The organism is Nocardiopsis sp. TSRI0078 (assembly GCF_001905145.1).
GTDB lineage: Bacteria > Actinomycetota > Actinomycetes > Streptosporangiales > Streptosporangiaceae > Nocardiopsis.
This window is the reverse complement of the sequence record NZ_LWLB01000012.1, coordinates 296871-314051: the sequence shown is the minus strand read 5'-3', so window position 1 is coordinate 314051 and position 17181 is coordinate 296871. Positions and strand designations below refer to the sequence as shown.

The window sequence follows — 17181 nt, the reverse complement described above, 5'->3', positions numbered from 1 at the left end:
GCGGCGGGCCGGATCCCCGTCCCGCCGCGCGCGTCCCGGTCCTTTACGCCCGAGGTCTCCGCCGCGCCCCGCCGCCGGCCCGGCGGCCCACCACCGGGTCCGCCCCGGCCAGGGGGCGGCGTGCCCGTGCCCGGGCGACTTCCGCGTGGGGCGGACCGCGCCGCGGCCCCCGCGGCCGGAAGGGGGAGGGGGCCGCGCGGGGCGGCGGCGGACCACGCGAAACGGGAGCAGAACACCGGATGCACAAAGATGAGGAATTCATGAGTGGGGGGTGAACAACAGGGGAATTGCGTGTACTCCAGGTTTCGATTTCCGTCACGGAGCATCCGTTATTTCCCCGAAGCGTTAAGGTCGGAGGCGTCTGAGCGGTTCGCCGGTCACCGCCTCCGGCAGGAGCGGGCGGACCGGTGGTCCGACACGGGGAAACCGGCTCCTTCCCCTCTCGTCCCCCCGCGGCCCGCGCTCGGCGGCGCCGCGTCAGGAACTCCCGTGGAGGTATCCGTCCATGCGGTCGATTCGCAGTCGTCTCCGTCCGATCCTGGCCACCGGCGCGGTGGTCGGGGCCGCCGTGCTCTGTGTCCCCGCCGCACTGGGGCTGGCGGGCGTGATCGACTGGGCCGATGTGGCCACCCTCACCCTCCTCGGCCTGCTCTGCGCCGCGGTGGGCGCCCTCGGGCTGGGCGTACTACTGCTGTCCCGCCGCATGGGCGCCCTGTCCAAGAGCGTGACCACGGCGATGGACGCCCACAGCCGCAGGGTCGCCGAGACGCTCGGCCAGGACCGCCTGGAGAACGTCCGCGCCCTGGAGGGCGTCCACGAGCGCTTCGCCCACCTCCAGGAGCACACGCTCCCCCGGATGAACCGCGAGATCAGGAACGCGGTCACCGTGCAGGGCCGCAACGACTACGAACAGCAGGTCGCCTGGACCGAGCTGCGCGAACACCTCGACACCGCGACCTTCATGCCGCCCCTGCGCGGCTGGGCGGCCTCCCCCGACGTGCTCAGGGTCCTGGTCCGCCACATCGACCGGCTGCGCCCGAAGCTGGTCGTGGAGTGCGGCAGCGGCGCCTCCAGCGTCTGGATCGGCTACGCGCTGCGCCGCGCGGGCGGTGGCAGGCTCGTCGCGATCGAGCACGACGCCCGCTACGCCGAGCTCAGCCGGGAGCTGGTCGCCGCGCACGGACTCGACGACATCGTCGAGGTGCGCCACGCCCCGCTGGTCGAGACCGAGAGCACCGCGGTCACCGTCGACGGCCAGGAGCGCACGACCGCTGACCGCTGGTACGACACCTCCGCCTTCACCGACCTGGAGGACATCGGACTGGTGTTCGTCGACGGCCCGCCCAAGGCCACCGGCCTGCAGGCCCGCTACCCGGCCGTACCCGTCCTGCTGCCGCGCTGCACCGAGGATGCCGTCATCGTCCTGGACGACGCCGCGCGCGCCGACGAGCGCGGCCTCGGGGACCGCTGGCTCGACGAGTACCCCGAACTCCACCGCACCGAGGAGGCCGCGGAGAAGGGCGCCCACGTCTTCGGCCGCAAGGGGGTCTGAGCCCGGCCGCTCCCGCTCCCCGCGTCTCTCACGGCCCCCTCCCTCACGGCCTGGCATCGCACCACCCGACGGGCTCCCGCCGGAGTCCGACCGACACACCCGAGGTCACCCGATGATCACCACCGCCCTGCGGCACGCCCTGCGCGCCCGTGGCACCGAGACCGCCGTGCTGTGCCACGCGGGCGCCGGCACCCGTTCCACCCTGGCCGATCTGCCGTTACGGCACGACGACCTCCTGCTGGACCTGGACGCCCACCCCCTGGGCCGACCCCTGGAGCTCCCGAGGGCCTGGATCCGGGACGGGGAGGCCGAGGTCGGACTCGTCGCGGTCCTGGCCGCCACGCCCACCGACCTGAACCGCGCGCTCACCGCCGCGGTGCAACTGCCCCGGGCCGTGCACGTCGTGGTCGCCCTGGCCGCCACCCCCGGCCACCAGGAACCTCCGATCCCGGCCTCCCCGGGCATGGGCCAGTGGCGCGAACTCCAGGAGGTACGGGTGCGCCGCGCGGACAGGAGCGGCTGGGTGTGCGAGCTGTTCTTCCCCAACGGGGTGGACACCGCCCAGGTGGTCGACGCCGTCGTGCACGGCACACGCGGCCGCCGCCGGGGACCGGCCACCGCGCCGATGGCCGTCCTCAACGGGCCCGAGGCCGCCCTGTGGCGGCCCGGCGACACCAGCGTGCGGGGCGTGGACGCGGCCGGGCCCGTCCCGCTGCGCCGGGTGACCCCGGTCGGCGACCTGGCGCTGCGCGTGTCCGACGACGGCGGGCGGCCCGGGTGGACCGACCCGGTCGTCCCGGCCCTGGACCGCTCCACCACCGGCGCCGACTCCTGGGAGCGGATCGCCTCCGACGGGCACGCCGACCTCCGGGCGGCCGCCGCCGCGCGCACCGGGGAGGCGGCCGTCGACGCCGTCGCGCCCATCGACGAGACCACGGTCAACCCCACCGGGTTCACCAGGGTCAAGGACGGGAAGCTGGCCGACCTGACCCTCCACGGCGCCCACGCCGTCGTCCGGGAGGGCGGCAGGGACCTGGTCACCGTCGCTGCCGACGGCACCGTCACCGACGTCGACCTGTCACGGCTGCGCCACCTGCGCGGGGTCAGGGTGGACTGGTCCGGGCACACCGGGCCCAGCGCCGCCGTGCGCGCGGTCGCCTCTCTGGCCGCCGGCGGGGTGCCCCTGCTCAGCGGCGAGGTGCCCGCCTGGGCGGCGGGCCTGGGCGCGCCGCTCACGGACCTGATCACCAGCGCCGGCGAGGAGGACCTGCGCGACCAACTGCGTCGGGAGGAGTACAGCGTCCGGCTGCGCCGCGCCGCCCTGCGCACCCACGGACAGCGCTCCCGCTGGCGGGCCCTGGGCACCGAGGCCGGGATCCCCCTGCCCCGGTCGCCCCGGGTCTCGGTCATCCTGTGCACGCGCCGCCCCGAGATGGTCGGGTTCGCGCTCGCCCAGATCGCCCGGCAGCGCGACGTGGACCTGGAGGTGGTCCTCACCCTCCACGGATTCCCCGCCGACCGGCCCGAGGTGAGATCCGCGGTCGCCGCGTTCAGGGACACGGGGCTGCCGCTGGTCGTGCACGAGGCCGACGCGGGCCAGGTCTTCGGCTCGGTGCTCAACGACTCCGTCGCCCGTGCCTCCGGCGACCTCATCTCCAAGTGGGACGACGACGACTGGTACGGCCCCGACCACCTGGCCGACCTGCTGCTGGCGCGCACCTACTCCGGTGCCGAGCTCGTCGGCGTGGGCCAGGACTTCGTCTACCTCCAGGAGGTCGACCTGACGGTCTGGCGCAACCGCAGGTCCGAGGCCGCCACCCGGTTCATCGCCGGGGGCACCATCCTCACCGACCGGGTGGTGCTGGAGGAGACCGGGGGATTCCGGCCGCTGCCCCGCGCCATCGACACCCAGCTCCTCATCGCCGTCATCCGGGGCGGCGGGCGCATCTACCGCGCCCACGGACTCGGGTACGTGCTCCGCCGCACCGGTGGCGGGCACACCTGGTCCGAGGACATGGGCTTCTTCCTGCACAACCACACCCAACAGTGGTCCGGCTGGCGTCCGAGCGCACTCCTGGAGGGCGAGCCCTCGCCCCTCGGCCAGCCCGCCACCGAGTACACGGGGGAGATCCGTTGACCAAGCTCGACACGACCCAGGAACCGGTCTCCGACGACCGCGCGTCCGTCCTGCCCCGGGCGGAGATCGACCACCGGGGCCAGCCCCGCGTGCGGCGCAACGACTACTCGGTGCTCCAGCCGCCGTCGCTGGGGGAGTGGACCCCGACGCTGTCGGTGTCGGTGGTCATCCCCGCCCACGGGCACCCGGACAAGCTCGCACTCGTCCTGGCCTCCCTGTCCGCGCAGAGTTACCCCGCGCACCTGATGGAGGTGGTCGTGGTGGACGACGGCTCTCCCGAGCCGCTCACCCTGCCGCCGGTGCGTCCGGAGAACACCCGGCTGGTCACCTCGGCGCCCGGGGGCTGGGGCTCGGCGCACGCCGTGAACAGCGGTGTGGAGGTCTCCTCCGGCCAGGTGGTGCTGCGTCTGGACGCGGACATGCTGGTCTACCGCGAGCACGTCGAGTCGCAGATGCGCTGGCACCACCTGGTCGACTACGGGGTCGCCCTGGGCCACAAGATGTTCGTGGACTTCGACCCCTCCGCCATGACCCCCGAGTACGTGGCCGCCGAGGTCCGCGAGGGGCGCGCGGCCCAGCTGTTCGACCGCGAGAGCGCCGACCCGCACTGGGTGGAGCAGACGATCGCCAACCACGACGGGCTGCGCACCGCCGACCGCCTGGCCTACAAGGTGTTCGTGGGTGCCACCGGCTCCCTGCACCGCACCCTGTTCGATGCCGCGGGCGGTCTGGACGGGGCACTGGTCCTGGGCGGCGACAGCGAGTTCGCCTACCGGGTCTCCCAGCAGGGGGCGGTCTTCGTCCCGGACCTGGACACCAGCAGCTGGCACCTGGGGCGTACCCAGATGCAGACCCGCCGCGACGCGGGCACCCGCTACAGGATGCCGTTCGTGGCCAACCGGGTTCCCGACTTCCACCTGCGCCGCAGGCGCCCCGAACGGCAGTGGGAGGTGCCGCTGGTCGACGTGGTGATGGACGTGGACGGCGCCGCCCTGGAGGACGTGGACGCCACCGCCTCGGCGCTGCTGTCCGGCACCACCCCCGACATCCGGCTGTGGCTCGTGGGCCCCTGGGGCGAGCTGGACGAGGAGCGGCGCTCCCCGCTGGACGAGGAGCGGCTCGATCTGCGGCTGGTGCGGGAGACCTTCCGGGGCGACCCCCGGGTGCGCCTGGCGGGGGCCGCACCCGGCCACGACCCGCAGGTGCCCTTCCTGCTGCGCGTGCCCGCCGGGGTGGCGCTGCGGAGCCGTGCGGTCGCCGACCTGGTCGACGCGGCCAACAAGAACAAGGCGGGGCTGCTGTGCGCGCCCGCGCCGGGTGCCACCCGGGGCGACGGCGTCCTGCGCATGGAGCGCATCTCCGCCTACGCCAGGGCGCGCCACCTGTGGCCGGACGCCGCGCCCGAGGAACTGGACCGCCGGGTGGAGGAGGTCTACGGCACCCACTGGATGCCCGGGGAGGACTTCGTGGCCTCGGAGGAGGAGGCACAGACCAAGCCGGAGAACCCCGAGGCACTGCGGCGCAAGCTCGACCACGCGCTCGCCGAGGTGGAGCGGATGCGTGCGCGGGCCAGGCGGGCCGAGCGCAAGCTGCGCTGGTTCACCCCCGGGCTGGCCCGCAGGGCGCTGCGCAAGCTGGCCCGCTGACCCGGCCCCGGAGGCCTCCTCCGGACGGAGGGAGAGGGCGCGCCCAGACCGGCGGTGTGTCGGTCGTCCACGACACACCGCCGCCTCTCGGGTGCGATCAGTGATTATTTGACTACTCTGGGCACCCGGAACTGGTGCGCGTCCCACGGGCCGCGGCTCCGCCTCCCACACCACCGAGGTCGCCCCATGATCACCTCCGTACTCCGCCAGGGCCTGCGCACACGCGGGAGCGAACCCGCGGTGCTGTGCCACACCGGTTTCCAGGGGCGGGGCTGCGTCTACTTCGACTGGCTCCGGCTCGGGGCCCGTGACCGGATCGTCGACCTGGACACCTGCCCCATGGGCGAGCCGGTCGGCGTGCGGGGCGTGGGCGGACCGGGCGAGGCGACGGAGGTGGGGCTGCTGGCGGTCGTCGCGGCCAGCCTCACCGACCTTCGCCGCTCCCTCACCACCGCGGTCCACCTGCCGCCCGCCGTGCACCTGGTAGCGGCCGTGGCCGACATGCCGGGCCACCAGGGCCCCCTGCTGCCCGCGCCCCCCGGGATCGACGAATGGCACGGCCTGCAGGAACTGCGGCTCCGCCGTACGGGCAAGAGCGGCTGGGTCTGCGAGCTGTTCTTCCCCGGCGGCGCCGACACCGCCTCGGCCCTGGACAACATCCTGCACGGGACGGGAGGCCGCAGGCGCGGCCCCAGGCCCGTGCCCCTGGGCGGACTGCACGGACCCGAAGGCGCCCTGTGGCGCTCCGGCGACGCCTCGGCCTCGGGGGTGAGCGCCACCGGCCCCGTCCCGCTGCGCCGGGTCACCCCGGTCGTCGACCTGGTCGTGCGCACACACGACGGCGGGCCGCTGCCCGCATGGGAGGACGAGGCCGTCCCCTGCCTGGACCTGGAGACCACCGCCGCCGGCTCCTGGGAGAGGCTGACCCGCGCCGAGGGCGGGCGCCACCCGTCGGAGGTCGGCGGAGGCGGTCCGCTGCGCGTACGGGAGGCCGACCCCGCGGAGCTGGTCGCCCCCATCGACGAGCGCGTCATCAACCCCTGCGGCTTCACCCGCAAGTCCGGCGGCCCCATGGGCGACCTCACGGTCCACGACCGGCGCGCGGTCATCCGTGACGGGAACAAGGTCCTGGCCGCGCTTCCCGGCAACGGGACGGTCACCGACCTGGACATCGGCCGGATCCGCCATCTGCGCGGCGTCCGGGTGGACTGGTCCGGGCACAGCGGACCCGCGGCCGCGGTGCGCGCGGTCGCCTCCCTCGCGGCCGCGGGCGTACCGACGGTCAGCGGTCCCGTCCCGGCCTGGGCGCGCGCCCTCGGACGAACCCTGACCGGCCTGCTGACCTCCGTGGGGGAGGAGGAGCTGCGCGACCCGCTCGTCCGGGAGGAGCACAGCATCCGGTTGCGCCGCGCCGCCCTGCGCACCCACGGCCAGCTCACCCGCTGGCGCTCCCTGGCGCGAAGGGCCGGGGTCCCGCTGCCGCCCGACCCCCTGGTCTCGGTGGTCATGTGCACCCGCCGCCCCGAGATGGTGGGGTTCGCGCTCGCCCAGATCGCCCGACAGCGCCACGTGCGCTTCGAGGTGGTCCTGACCCTGCACGGCTTCTCCGCCGAACTGCCCGAGGTGCGCGCGGCCATCACCGAGTTCGCGGCCACGGGGACGCGGGTCACCGTGCACGAGGCACCGGCGGACCAGGTGTTCGGGGCCGTGCTCAACGACGCCGTCGACCGCGCCTCGGGGACGGTCATCGCCAAGTGGGACGACGACGACTGGTACGGGCCCGAGCACCTGGCCGACCTGATGCTGGCGCGCACCTACTCCGGAGCCGACCTGGTGGGCAGCAGCACGGACTACGTCTACCTCCAGGAACTGGACCTGACCGCGTGGAGGAGCTACCACTCGGAGCTTCCCTCGCCCCATGTGGCGGGAGGGACCATCCTCACCGACCGCTCGGTGCTGGAGGAGGTCGGTGGTTTTCGCCCCCTGCCCCGGGCGATCGACAGCCAGCTCCTCCTGGCCGTGCGGCGCAACGGCGGACGCATCTACCGCGCCCACGGGCTGTGCTACATGCTGCGCCGCGTGGCCGAGGGCCACACCTGGAACGAGGACCCGGGCTACTTCGTGCGCAAGAGCACCAGGCAGTGGTCCGGCTGGTGCCCCAGCGTCCTGATGGAGGGGGTCCCCGAACCCCTGGGACAGCCCGAAGGAATGACCGAGTACACGGGAGGACACCGTTGACCACCTCAGACAACGCTCCCGGATCGGGCCTGGTGCCCGGTCGGCGCCGGGCGAAGGCGGACCCGGTGACGGAGATCCGCGGCGCCGGTCCCCACGGCTCCGAGGGCGGCTCCACGCCCCGGCTGTGGCGCAACGACTACTCGGTGCTCCAGCCGCCGCCGCTGGGGGAGTGGACCCCGACGCTGTCGGTGTCGGTGGTCATCCCCGCGCACGGCCATCCGGAGAAGCTCGCGATGGTGCTGGCCTCCCTGTCCGCGCAGAGCTACCCCGCGCACCTGATGGAGGTGGTCGTGGTGGACGACGGCTCTCCCGAGCCGCTCACCCTGCCGCCGGTGCGTCCGGAGAACACCCGGCTGGTCACCTCGGCGCCCGGGGGCTGGGGCTCGGCGCACGCCGTGAACAGCGGTGTGGAGGTCTCCTCCGGCCAGGTGGTGCTGCGTCTGGACGCGGACATGCTGGTCTACCGCGAGCACGTCGAGTCGCAGATGCGCTGGCACCACCTGGTCGACTACGCGGTGGTCATGGGCCACAAGATGTTCGTGGACTTCGACCCCGAGACGATGAATCCCGAGTACGTGGCCGAGCAGGTGCGTGCGGGCAGGGCGGCGGACCTGTTCGACCGTGAGAGCGCCGAACCGCACTGGGTGGAGCGGACGATCAACAGGAGCGACCGGCTCCTCACCGCCCACCACAAGGCGTACAAGGTGTTCATCGGCGCCACTGGTTCGCTGCACCGCACGCTGTTCGACAGGGCCGGGGGGATGGACGCCGAGCTCATCCTGGGGGGCGACAGCGAGTTCGGCTACCGCGCCTCCCAGCAGGGGGCGGTCTTCGTCCCGGACCTGGACACCAGCAGCTGGCACCTGGGGCGCACCCAGATGCAGACCCGCCGCGAGGCGGGGACCCGCTACAGGATGCCGTTCGTGGCCAACCGCATGCCCTACTACCACCTGCGCAACCAGCGCTCGGGGCGTTTGTGGGAGGTACCGGTGCTGGAGGCGGTGGTGGACGTGGACGGTGCTTCTCTGGAGGACGTGGAGGCCACCGCCTCGGCGCTGCTGTCCGGCACCACCCCCGACATCCGGCTGTGGCTCGTCGGTCCGTGGGAGGTGCTCACGGAGGGGCGCAGGCCTCTGCTGGAGGAGGAGAACCTGGACCTGCGGCTGGTCAGGGAGCTCTTCCGCGGCGACCCCCGGGTGCGGTTCACCGAATCCGAGCCCGAGCACGATCCGCGGGTGCCCTTCCTGCTGAGACCGCCCGTCGGAGCGCGACCGGCGCCCGGGGCCCTCCGCCAGCTCCTGCGGACGGCCGAACGCACGGGGGCGGGCCTGCTGCGCTCGCTTCCGCCCGGGGACGCGCAGGGGGGAGGGGCGCTGCGGATGGAGCGCACCGCCGCCTACGCCAGGGCCCGCCACCTGGCCCCCGGGGCCGGGCCGCAGGAGTGCGACCGTCTGGTGGAGGAGGTCTGCGGTATCCACTGGATGTCCGGGGAGGAGATCTTCGCGGCCTCCTCCGCCCCGGCGGAGGAGGCCGGAGCCGCCGAGGGTGACACGGCCCTTCTGCGCCACCGCCTGGCCCGCGCCGAGAACGAGGCCAGGAGGATGCGGCGCCGTGCGGAGAGGGCCGAGCGCAAGCTGCGCTGGTTCACCCCCGACCTGGTCCGCCGTGTGCTGCGCAGGATCGCCCGTTGAGGTGGTGCTTGTTCTGGGGCTCCGCTGCGCTTCGCCCCGTGTTCGGGCGCCCCCGGGGGTCCCGCCCCGCTCGTGCCGTCAGCGGGGAAGGGCCTACGGCACCCAGAGGCCGAGCGACTCGGCGACCAGGGCGGGGCGCTCCTGGCCCTCGATCTCCACGGTGTGGGTCGTGGCCACCAGGTAGCCCTTGGGGGACTCCTGCACCGAGGTGAGCTCGATGCCGTCGCGGATGCGCGCGCCGGAGGGGACCGGCTGGAGGAAGCGCACCTTGTTGAGTCCGTAGTTGATGGACATGCTGGGCTTCTCGGTGAGCGAGATGGCCGACTGGGAGAAGTGGGCCAGCATCGACAGGGTCAGGAACCCGTGCGCGATGGTGCCGCCGAACGGACCCGCCGCCGCCCTCTCCTGGTCGAGGTGGATCCACTGGTGGTCCCCGGTCGCGTCGGCGAAGAGGGAGATCCGTTCCTGGTCGATGGTCACCCAGTCGGTGTAGCCCAGGTGCTCGCCCTGGGATGCGATGACCTCGTTGATGTCGGCGAATACGCGCACCGCGCCTCCACAGTCGTCGGGTCCGGAACGGGAGCCGGACGGTGCCGCAACTCTACCTAACGCTGTTCGGTTAAAGGGGGCGGGGGAACCCCTTCGGGAGGCCCCGCGGGATCAGCGCCCCCGTCCGCGGGAGGCTCCGTCGCCGCGTCCGCGCTCGACGAGGGCCTCGTGCGCGCCGTCGGCGTCCACCAGCAGGGCCCGCGCGGTGCGTCCGGCCACCGCCGCGCGGTCCACCCCGTGTCCCAGGCCGCCCTCCGTCAACGGGACCGGGACCACACCGTCGTGTGCGCGCACCGGCGGGACCACCAGGTCGCGGCCGCGGCTCCCGGCGCCGGGCATCTCCACCGGCAGGGTCGCTCCCGACAGGGACGCCAGCGCGACCGCGGCGGCCCGGCCGACCCCCGTCACAGCTGAGGACCCGCACCAGACCTGCCAGCCGGCGTCCACGGCGCGGTCCACCGCGCGGCGGGCCTCCGTCAGGCCGCCCAGCCGGGTCAGGTCCACGTTCGCCGCGCTGCCGGCCTCGGCGCGGATCGCCTCGGTGAGGTCCTCCACCGACTCCAGCGACCGGCCCAGCGCCACCGGGGTGCGCAGCTCCGAGGCCAGGCGGCCGTGTGCGGCCAGCTCGCCCGGGGCGAAGGGGTCCTCGATCGCCAGCAGGCCGAGCCCGTCCATGGCGCGCAGCGCGTCCAGGTCGGCGGGTGACTCGGTGTACCGCCCGCCCGCGTCGGCCTGCAGGACCAGGAACGGGAAGCTGCTCTGCACCGCACGCACCACGTCGGCGTCCCAGCCCGGCTCGATCTCCAGCCGGATCCGCCTGAAGCCCGCCCCGACCTGCCGGTTGACCTCGGTGACCACCGACTCCACGGTCACCTGCCGGGGCAGGGACACCCCCGCCGTGAGCGCGGTGCGCTCCCCGCCCAGGGCGTGCGAGAGCGGCGTGCTGCGCTGGCGGCTCCACAGGTCCCAGCAGGCGGTGTCCAGGGCGCTGGCCACCGCCGGGTCCCAGGGCAGGTCCGCCCATGCCTCACCCGCCTCGGTGGGCCGCCTCCAGGAGTGGCGCAGCAGGGCGGGGGCGAAGGCCGAGACCAGGGACTCCCACTGGGGTCCGGTGGCGCGTGGGAGCTCCCCCCAGCCGCTGACGCCCTCACCGTCGGCCACACGGACCAGGACGGGGCCGTCGGCGCCGGTGCCCCGCTCACCCGTCTGGGGCCGCAGCCGGATCAGCTCGAGTTCGACGATCCGGGTCGCGGTCGTCGAGCCGGTGTGTGCCACGCTGTCCCACCTCGGTGCTCGTCCTCCCGCCGGTCGTCCGGCCACCGGGCCGGACGCGGGCTGTCCTTTCGACGGTACCGCTCCTCGGGTCCGACCGGGAGTGCGTCCCGGGCGCGGAACGCCTCTTCGGCTGTGTGCCCCGAACGGCGCCGGGCACACCGGTCCACCGGGCCTCCTCCCCGTCGGGGCGGTGCGGGCCGCCGTGCCCGTGGCCCTCCGCAGCGGCGGCGGGCTCCTCACGAGGGCGGGGCCGCCCGCGGCGCCGGTCGACGCCGCGGACGGCCCCGCCCCGGAGCCCGCGGTCTCAGCCCGTGGCCAGCACCTCGTCCAGCGGGCGGTGCTTGAGCCCGTGCGCCTCGGCGACCGGCGCCGACACCACGTCGCCGTCGAAGGTGTTCAGGCCCCCGGCCAGCGCCTCGTCCTCGTTCAGGGCCCGCCGCCAGCCCTTCTCCGCCAGCGCCACGGTGTAGCGCAGGGTGTCCTTGGTCAGCGCGTGGGTGGAGGTGTTGGGCACCGCCCCCGGCATGTTCGCCACGCAGTAGAACACGGTGTCGTGCACCTGGAACGTGGGGTCGGCGTGCGTGGTGGGACGCGAGTCCTCGAAGCAGCCGCCCTGGTCGATGGCGATGTCCACCAGCACCGCGCCCGGGCGCATCCGCGACACCAGCTCGTTGGACACCAGCTTGGGCGCCTTGGCCCCCGGCACCAGCACCGCGCCGATCACCAGGTCCGACTCCAGCAGCGACTGCTCCAGCTCGAACGCGTTGGACACCACGGTCTTGACCCGGCCCTGGTAGATCGAGTCCACGTGCCGCAGCTTGTTCACGTTCAGGTCCAGCACGGTCACGTCGGCGCCCATGCCCACCGCGACCTGCGTCGCGTTCAGGCCGGACACGCCCGCGCCGATCACGGTCACCCGCGCCGGGCGCACACCCGGGACCCCGCCCATGAGCACACCGCGGCCGCCACTGGGACGCTGCAGGGTCACCGACCCCACCTGCGTGGCCAGGCGCCCCGCGACCTCCGACATCGGGGCCAGCAGCGGCAGGGAACCGTCCGGCATCTGCACGGTCTCGTAGGCGATACCGGTCACCCGCCGCTCCAGCAGCGCTTCGGTGCACTCACGCGACGCGGCCAGGTGCAGGTAGGTGAAGAGGGTCTGGCCCTCGCGCATGCGGCGGTACTCGGCCGCGATCGGCTCCTTGACCTTCAGGATGAGCTCGCCCGCGTCCCACACCTCGTCGGCGGTGTCCAGGATGCGGGCGCCCGCCGCCTCGTACTCGGCGTCGGGAATGGAGGAGCCGAGGCCCGCGTCGCGCTCGACGACCACCTCGTGGCCCCGGCTGACCAGTTCGTGGACCCCCGCAGGAGTGATGGCCACCCGGTACTCGTGGTTCTTGATCTCACGGGGCACGCCGATGCGCACGGTTCCTCCTACTGGTATCTCCGTTGATATCCCCACTGTGACCTGCGGATGCCCTTCGCCGCCATCGTCAACATGCATGGCTGTCGGCAACCTTGTTGACAGGATGTAAGAAGGATGTGTGGGGTGGGACACGAGTCCGCGCCCGGTGTACGGGTTCGTACCGAAGTGCCCCGCCCGGCGGCCTCCTCACGGGCCCTCGGCCCGCAAGCCGTCCGGGACGTCCTCCGGCACGGTCCTGCGTCCCGAGACCCACACCTGTTCCACGCGGCCTGTCAGTTCCCTACCCGCGTACGGGCTCGGGTCCACCGGCGGGACCACCACCCGCGCGAGGGGGTCGAAGGCGACCAGGTCGGCGTCGCGGCCCGCCGTGATCCGCCCCTTACCGCCCAGCCCCAGCAGCTCCGCGGGAGCCAGGGCCGTCCACCGAGCCAGCTCGACCAGCCCGCGGCCGCGCCGGTGCGCCGCCGTCCACAGCGCGGACAGGCTCCACTCCAGCGTGTACAGGCCGTGGGCGGGAAGGTGCCCCGAACCCACCGTGGTGATCGACGAGTCCTCCGCCAGCAGCGCGCTCCACAGGGCCCTGCGGTTGGCGTCCGAGCGCACCGGCGGACGGCAGGCGTGGGCGGGCGACTCCGGCGCCAGCGCCTCCGAGGGCAGGCACAGGTAGTGCGGACAGGTCCGCGCCGACAACTCCACCCCGATCGGCCCCGCCGCCGCCAGCAGCGCGGCGCACTCGGCCGCGGTGAACGGGCCCACGTGCGTGCGCGCTCCCACCACGCGGGCCGCCGCGATCACCCGCTCCAGCCCGCGCCGCTCCGCCCGGGGCGGCCGCTGCTCCGCCGACACCGGCGGGGCGCCCAGTTCCCGGGCGTCCTCGGCGTGCACCAGCAGCACGCTGTCCAGCGCCGCGAGCTCGGCCATCGACTTGCGCATCCGGGCGTCGTCCAGCGACGCCATGTCCGGGGCTCCCCCGTCCGAGAGGGAGCAGCGGAAGGCCACCGCTCCCGCCGCCTGCAGGTCGGCCAGGTCGAGCGGGCCGGTGCCCGGGGTCACTCCGCCCAGGAACAGCACCGGCACCGGCGAGGACGCCGCCGCGCGCTGGTGGACCCGGAGCGTGTCCGCGCACGTGATGGCGGGCCGGGCCGGTGCGGGTGAGGCCACGACGCAGGTCACCCCGCCGCGCAGGGCGGTCTCGCCCACCATGCGGTAGGACTCGGCCAGGCCCTGTCCCGGTACGTGCACGCCGGTGTCCACGTCGACGGCTCCGGGCAGCAGCGCCACGCCGCCGAGGTCGGTCACCTCGCGCGCGGGCATGTCCGCGCCATAGGAGTCCACGGCCTCGATCCGGCCGTCGCGCACCCCGACGGAGGCGGGTCCGACCCCCTCGGCGGTGACCACGCGCCTGGACCTGACCACACTGTCGAACACGGTTATCGCCGTCCCCTTCACTACGCTTGCGACGGGAGGATGTGCTCTGGGGGCCACGGGAGGAGCCGTGGCACGGGGGAGGGGCGTCAAGCGGGGAGCGGGGGATACCGTTCTCGGCCGGAGGACGAGCGTATCGCGCGAAGCCCTTCGGCGAGGGGGAAACGCGACATCCCCTCGGGCACGCCGTGTGCCCGGGGCCTGCCGGAGCGGTCGCCGGAGCCGCCCGAGTCCGACGCCGCGTAGTAGACCGTTTAACCTTGGTCGAGGTGTTCCTCCGTGCGCGGCCCCTGCGGAAACGACTGGACGGCAGCGAGGCGTCACACGGCCAAGGGCGCTGACCAGCCATCGAAACGAGACCGACGACGGAGTGGCGCGTGGCTCCTCCCGCACTGAACCCGAAATCCCCTCCCCAGGAACACCATGACGACGCCCCGGGCACCGGGCGCGTCCCCCTCTTCGCCACGGCCGCCGCGGCCCTGTGCCTGATCGGTCTGAGCCTCACCCTCGTTCTCGGCGGCGCCGCCTTCCCCGAGGTCATCCCGGGCCTGCCCGACGCCGGCGAGGCCGTCCGCTGGGGCCTGCCGCTGGCCAAGACCGCCATGGACGCCGCCGCGGTCGCGGCCATCGGCCTGCTGCTGCTCGCGGCGGTCCTGCTGCCCTCACACAAGGGCAGGCTGTCCCCACAGGCGGTCGGCTACGTGCAGGGTGCCACCTGGGCGGCCCTGGCCTGGGCCGTCTCCGCCGTGTTCACCCTCTACTTCCAGGCCTCGGAGTTCCTGGCCAAGACCGCCGGACAGGTCAGCATCGACGAGGTCACCGCCTACGCCGGGTCCGTCTCCGGCGGTATCGCGCTGATGTTCGTCGTCCTGCTCACGACCGGCATCGCCCTGTTCGGCCGCACGACCACCAGCGCCACCGGCGGCCTGTGGCTGCTCGTCCTCGCGCTGGTCGCCGTCACGCCCCCGGCGCTGACCGGCCACTCGGCCTCCTCCGGATCGCACGAACTGGCCGTGACCGGGCTGGCCATGCACGTCATCTCCATCAGCGTGTGGGTGGGCGGCCTGGCGGCCCTCACCTACCACGCGGTGCGCCGGGACGCGCAGGACCCGTCGGCGGCCGCCAACCGGTTCAGCCGCCTGGCCCTGTGGGCCTACGTCGGTGTGGCCGTCAGCGGTGTGGCCAGCGCCCTGGCGCGCCTGTACTCCGCAGGGGACCTGGTCACCACCGAGTACGGGTTGATCATCCTGGTCAAGACCATCCTGTTCGCGGTCCTGGGCGTCTTCGGCTACATGCAGCGCGAGTTCGCCTTCAAGCGCCTCCGGGACGCGCCCGCGGGAGCGGCGGGAGAGGCCTTCCGACGCCCGCTGTTCCTGCGCGTGGCACTGGTCGAGGTGCTCGTCATGGCCGCCGTCATCGGCGTGGCCGTCGGACTGGGGCGCACCGCGCCGCCCCCGCCGCTGGAGAGCACCGTCGACCCGGCCACCATCATCCTCGGCTTTCCCGTCCCGCCGCCCATGAGCGCCGGGACCCTGCTCACGCTGTGGCGCCCCGACCTGTTCTTCATCATGCTCGTGGTGCTCGGGGGCGGGCTCTACACGGCCGGTGTGGTGCGGCTGCGGCGCCGGGGCGACACCTGGCCCGTCGGGCGCACGGTGGCCTTCATGGCGGGGCTGCTGACGATCGTCGCCACCCAGCTGAGCGGGTTCGCGACCTACTCGATGGTGATGTTCTCGACGCACATGATCCAGCACATGGTGCTGTCGATGCTCACCCCGATCCTGCTGGTGCTGGGCGCGCCGGTCACCCTGGCCCTGCGCGCGCTCCGGCCCGCCGCGCGGCGCGGGGACCGGGGGCCGCGCGAGTGGCTGAACCTGTTCCTGAACAGCCGCTACTCCAAGGTGGTGACGCATCCGGCGGTCGCCGCCCCGCTGTTCGTGCTCAGTCCCTACGCGCTGTACTTCACCCCGCTGTTCGCCACGCTGATGAACGACCACCTGGGCCACATGTTCATGGGCGTGCATTTCCTCCTCGTGGGCTTCCTCTTCTACTGGATCATCGTGGGCGTGGACCCGGCCCCGAGGAAGGTGCCCTTCCTGCTGCGGATCCTGCTGCTGCTGGTGGTGATGGGCTTCCACGCCTTCTTCGGCATCACGATCATGATGCAGTCGGCGCCGCTGGCGATGGACTTCTACGGCCAGTTCGAGGTGCCCTGGCTGGAGGGGCAGGCCGAGGACCAGTACAAGGGCGGCGGCGTCGCCTGGGCGCTGGGCGAGATCCCCACAGCACTGGTCATGATCGCGCTGGTCCGTCAGTGGGCGCGCGACGACGAGAAGGAGGAGCGCCGCCGCGAACGGCACAGCCGCCGGGGCGGTTCCGACGACGCCGACATGGACGCCTACAACGCCTACCTGGCCGAACTCGACCGGCGCTCGCGCGGTACGGGCCCGGCCACGGGCACCGCGGCCCCGGAGGCATCAGGGGCCCAGGAGGCCTCGGAGGCCCCGGAGGCGTCGGAGCCGCGGGACCGGCCCGTACCGGGGGCGAGGGCGGAGCCCGAGGAACAGGCCTGACAGGACGGTTGGGGACCGGCGCCCGGCCGGACCCTCGCGGGGGCGCACCGGAAGGTGTGCCCCCGCCGCCGCTTCGGGCCCCGTCGAGCACGGGAGCCCCGGCACCGTACGGAGCCCGCGACGCGGGACGCCCCGCACCGGCAGGGCACGGGGCGTCGGGGACGTCGGGGCGGAGCCTTCGGAGGCGGGATCAGACGATCAGGGCGGACACGGACGCGCCCAGCAGCCCCAGGGCCAGGCAGACCAGCAGGCCCACGGCCAGGACCGGCAGGGACGGCCGCAGCGAGGCGAGGGCGGACCGGCCCCCGGCCGCGGCCCGGCGGCGCGCCACCAGCGGCAGCATCCCCACGTTCACCGCGTACACGACGGCCACGGCGCAGCTGGCCACGGCGAACGCGGTCCAGAAGCCGGCCCCGGCGGACAGCGAGTCGGCCGCGGCCAGCGTCGGAAGCGCCACCAGCAGCACCACCGAGGCGGTCCCGAACGCCACCCGCCCCTTGGGCGTCGTCCCGCTCGCACCTCCCGGGAGCACGAGGAGCAGACCGATGAGGGCCGCCATCATGATGGCGCCCACGATTCCGAACACGGCGATGTCGACCAGCGAATTCACGCTGGTCATTGTCGCACCGGTCCGGAGGGGCCCGGACCCGGGGTGGGTGCGCGCGGGAG

General features: G+C 73.9%; 11 protein-coding genes. 6 read left to right on the top strand and 5 right to left on the bottom strand.

Annotated elements, in window-relative coordinates:
* The first annotated feature begins 505 nt into the window (after nucleotides 1-505).
* From A6A08_RS11740 to A6A08_RS11720, 5 genes are all read left to right on the top strand, one after another.
* Nucleotides 506-1552: a class I SAM-dependent methyltransferase gene (locus A6A08_RS11740; protein ID WP_073702589.1), complete on the top strand. Its 1047-nt coding sequence runs from the start codon at nucleotides 506-508 to the stop codon at nucleotides 1550-1552.
* Nucleotides 1553-1664: 112 nt separating this feature from the next.
* Nucleotides 1665-3689, top strand: a complete 2025-nt coding sequence (locus A6A08_RS11735) for a glycosyltransferase family 2 protein (RefSeq protein WP_073702588.1) — start codon at nucleotides 1665-1667, stop codon at nucleotides 3687-3689.
* Nucleotides 3686-5335, top strand: a complete 1650-nt coding sequence (locus tag A6A08_RS11730; protein ID WP_073702587.1) for a glycosyltransferase family 2 protein — start codon at nucleotides 3686-3688, stop codon at nucleotides 5333-5335. The genes A6A08_RS11735 and A6A08_RS11730 overlap by 4 nt, the downstream gene beginning before the upstream one ends.
* Before the next feature lie 186 nt (nucleotides 5336-5521).
* The gene (locus A6A08_RS11725; protein WP_073702586.1) at nucleotides 5522-7573 is read left to right on the top strand and encodes a glycosyltransferase family 2 protein; all 2052 of its coding nucleotides are present in this window, start codon (nucleotides 5522-5524) and stop codon (nucleotides 7571-7573) included.
* Nucleotides 7570-9264 carry a glycosyltransferase gene (locus A6A08_RS11720; protein WP_378698216.1) on the top strand — a complete coding sequence of 565 codons (1695 nt, stop codon included), beginning with the start codon at nucleotides 7570-7572 and terminating at the stop codon, nucleotides 9262-9264. The genes A6A08_RS11725 and A6A08_RS11720 overlap by 4 nt, the downstream gene beginning before the upstream one ends.
* A gap of 93 nt (nucleotides 9265-9357) precedes the next feature.
* On the opposite strand, the gene A6A08_RS11715 is transcribed toward A6A08_RS11720, so the two are convergent.
* The 4 genes from A6A08_RS11715 to A6A08_RS11700 all read right to left on the bottom strand — a co-directional run bounded on the left by A6A08_RS11715 (nucleotide 9358) and on the right by A6A08_RS11700 (nucleotide 13948).
* Nucleotides 9358-9813: a MaoC family dehydratase gene (locus A6A08_RS11715; protein WP_073702585.1), complete on the bottom strand. Its 456-nt coding sequence runs from the start codon at nucleotides 9811-9813 to the stop codon at nucleotides 9358-9360.
* A 111-nt stretch (nucleotides 9814-9924) separates the two neighbouring features.
* Nucleotides 9925-11088 (bottom strand): enolase C-terminal domain-like protein, encoded by a 1164-nt coding sequence (locus tag A6A08_RS11710; RefSeq protein ID WP_073702584.1) that lies wholly within the window; start codon nucleotides 11086-11088, stop codon nucleotides 9925-9927.
* 304 nt (nucleotides 11089-11392) lie between these two features.
* Nucleotides 11393-12514, bottom strand: a complete 1122-nt coding sequence (gene ald, locus A6A08_RS11705) for an alanine dehydrogenase (RefSeq protein WP_073702583.1) — start codon at nucleotides 12512-12514, stop codon at nucleotides 11393-11395.
* Between the two features lie 186 nt (nucleotides 12515-12700).
* Nucleotides 12701-13948 (bottom strand): dihydroorotase family protein, encoded by a 1248-nt coding sequence (locus tag A6A08_RS11700; RefSeq protein WP_073702798.1) that lies wholly within the window; start codon nucleotides 13946-13948, stop codon nucleotides 12701-12703.
* 368 nt (nucleotides 13949-14316) lie between these two features.
* On the opposite strand from A6A08_RS11700, the gene A6A08_RS11695 reads away from it, so the two are divergent.
* Nucleotides 14317-16512: a cytochrome c oxidase assembly protein gene (locus A6A08_RS11695; RefSeq protein WP_083609073.1), complete on the top strand. Its 2196-nt coding sequence runs from the start codon at nucleotides 14317-14319 to the stop codon at nucleotides 16510-16512.
* A 190-nt stretch (nucleotides 16513-16702) separates the two neighbouring features.
* On the opposite strand, the gene A6A08_RS11690 is transcribed toward A6A08_RS11695, so the two are convergent.
* The gene (locus tag A6A08_RS11690; protein WP_073702582.1) at nucleotides 16703-17131 is read right to left on the bottom strand and encodes a hypothetical protein; all 429 of its coding nucleotides are present in this window, start codon (nucleotides 17129-17131) and stop codon (nucleotides 16703-16705) included.
* Between the last annotated feature and the right edge of the window lie 50 nt (nucleotides 17132-17181).

What these genes read in the sequence shown, in the direction of transcription:
- A6A08_RS11740 (WP_073702589.1), top strand. Translation starts at nt 506, where the DNA reads ATGCGGTCGATTCGCAGTCGTCTCCGTCCGATCCTGGCCACCGGCGCG.
- A6A08_RS11735 (WP_073702588.1), top strand. Translation starts at nt 1,665, where the DNA reads ATGATCACCACCGCCCTGCGGCACGCCCTGCGCGCCCGTGGCACCGAG.
- A6A08_RS11725 (WP_073702586.1), top strand. Translation starts at nt 5,522, where the DNA reads ATGATCACCTCCGTACTCCGCCAGGGCCTGCGCACACGCGGGAGCGAA.
- A6A08_RS11690 (WP_073702582.1), bottom strand. Translation starts at nt 17,131, where the DNA reads ATGACCAGCGTGAATTCGCTGGTCGACATCGCCGTGTTCGGAATCGTG.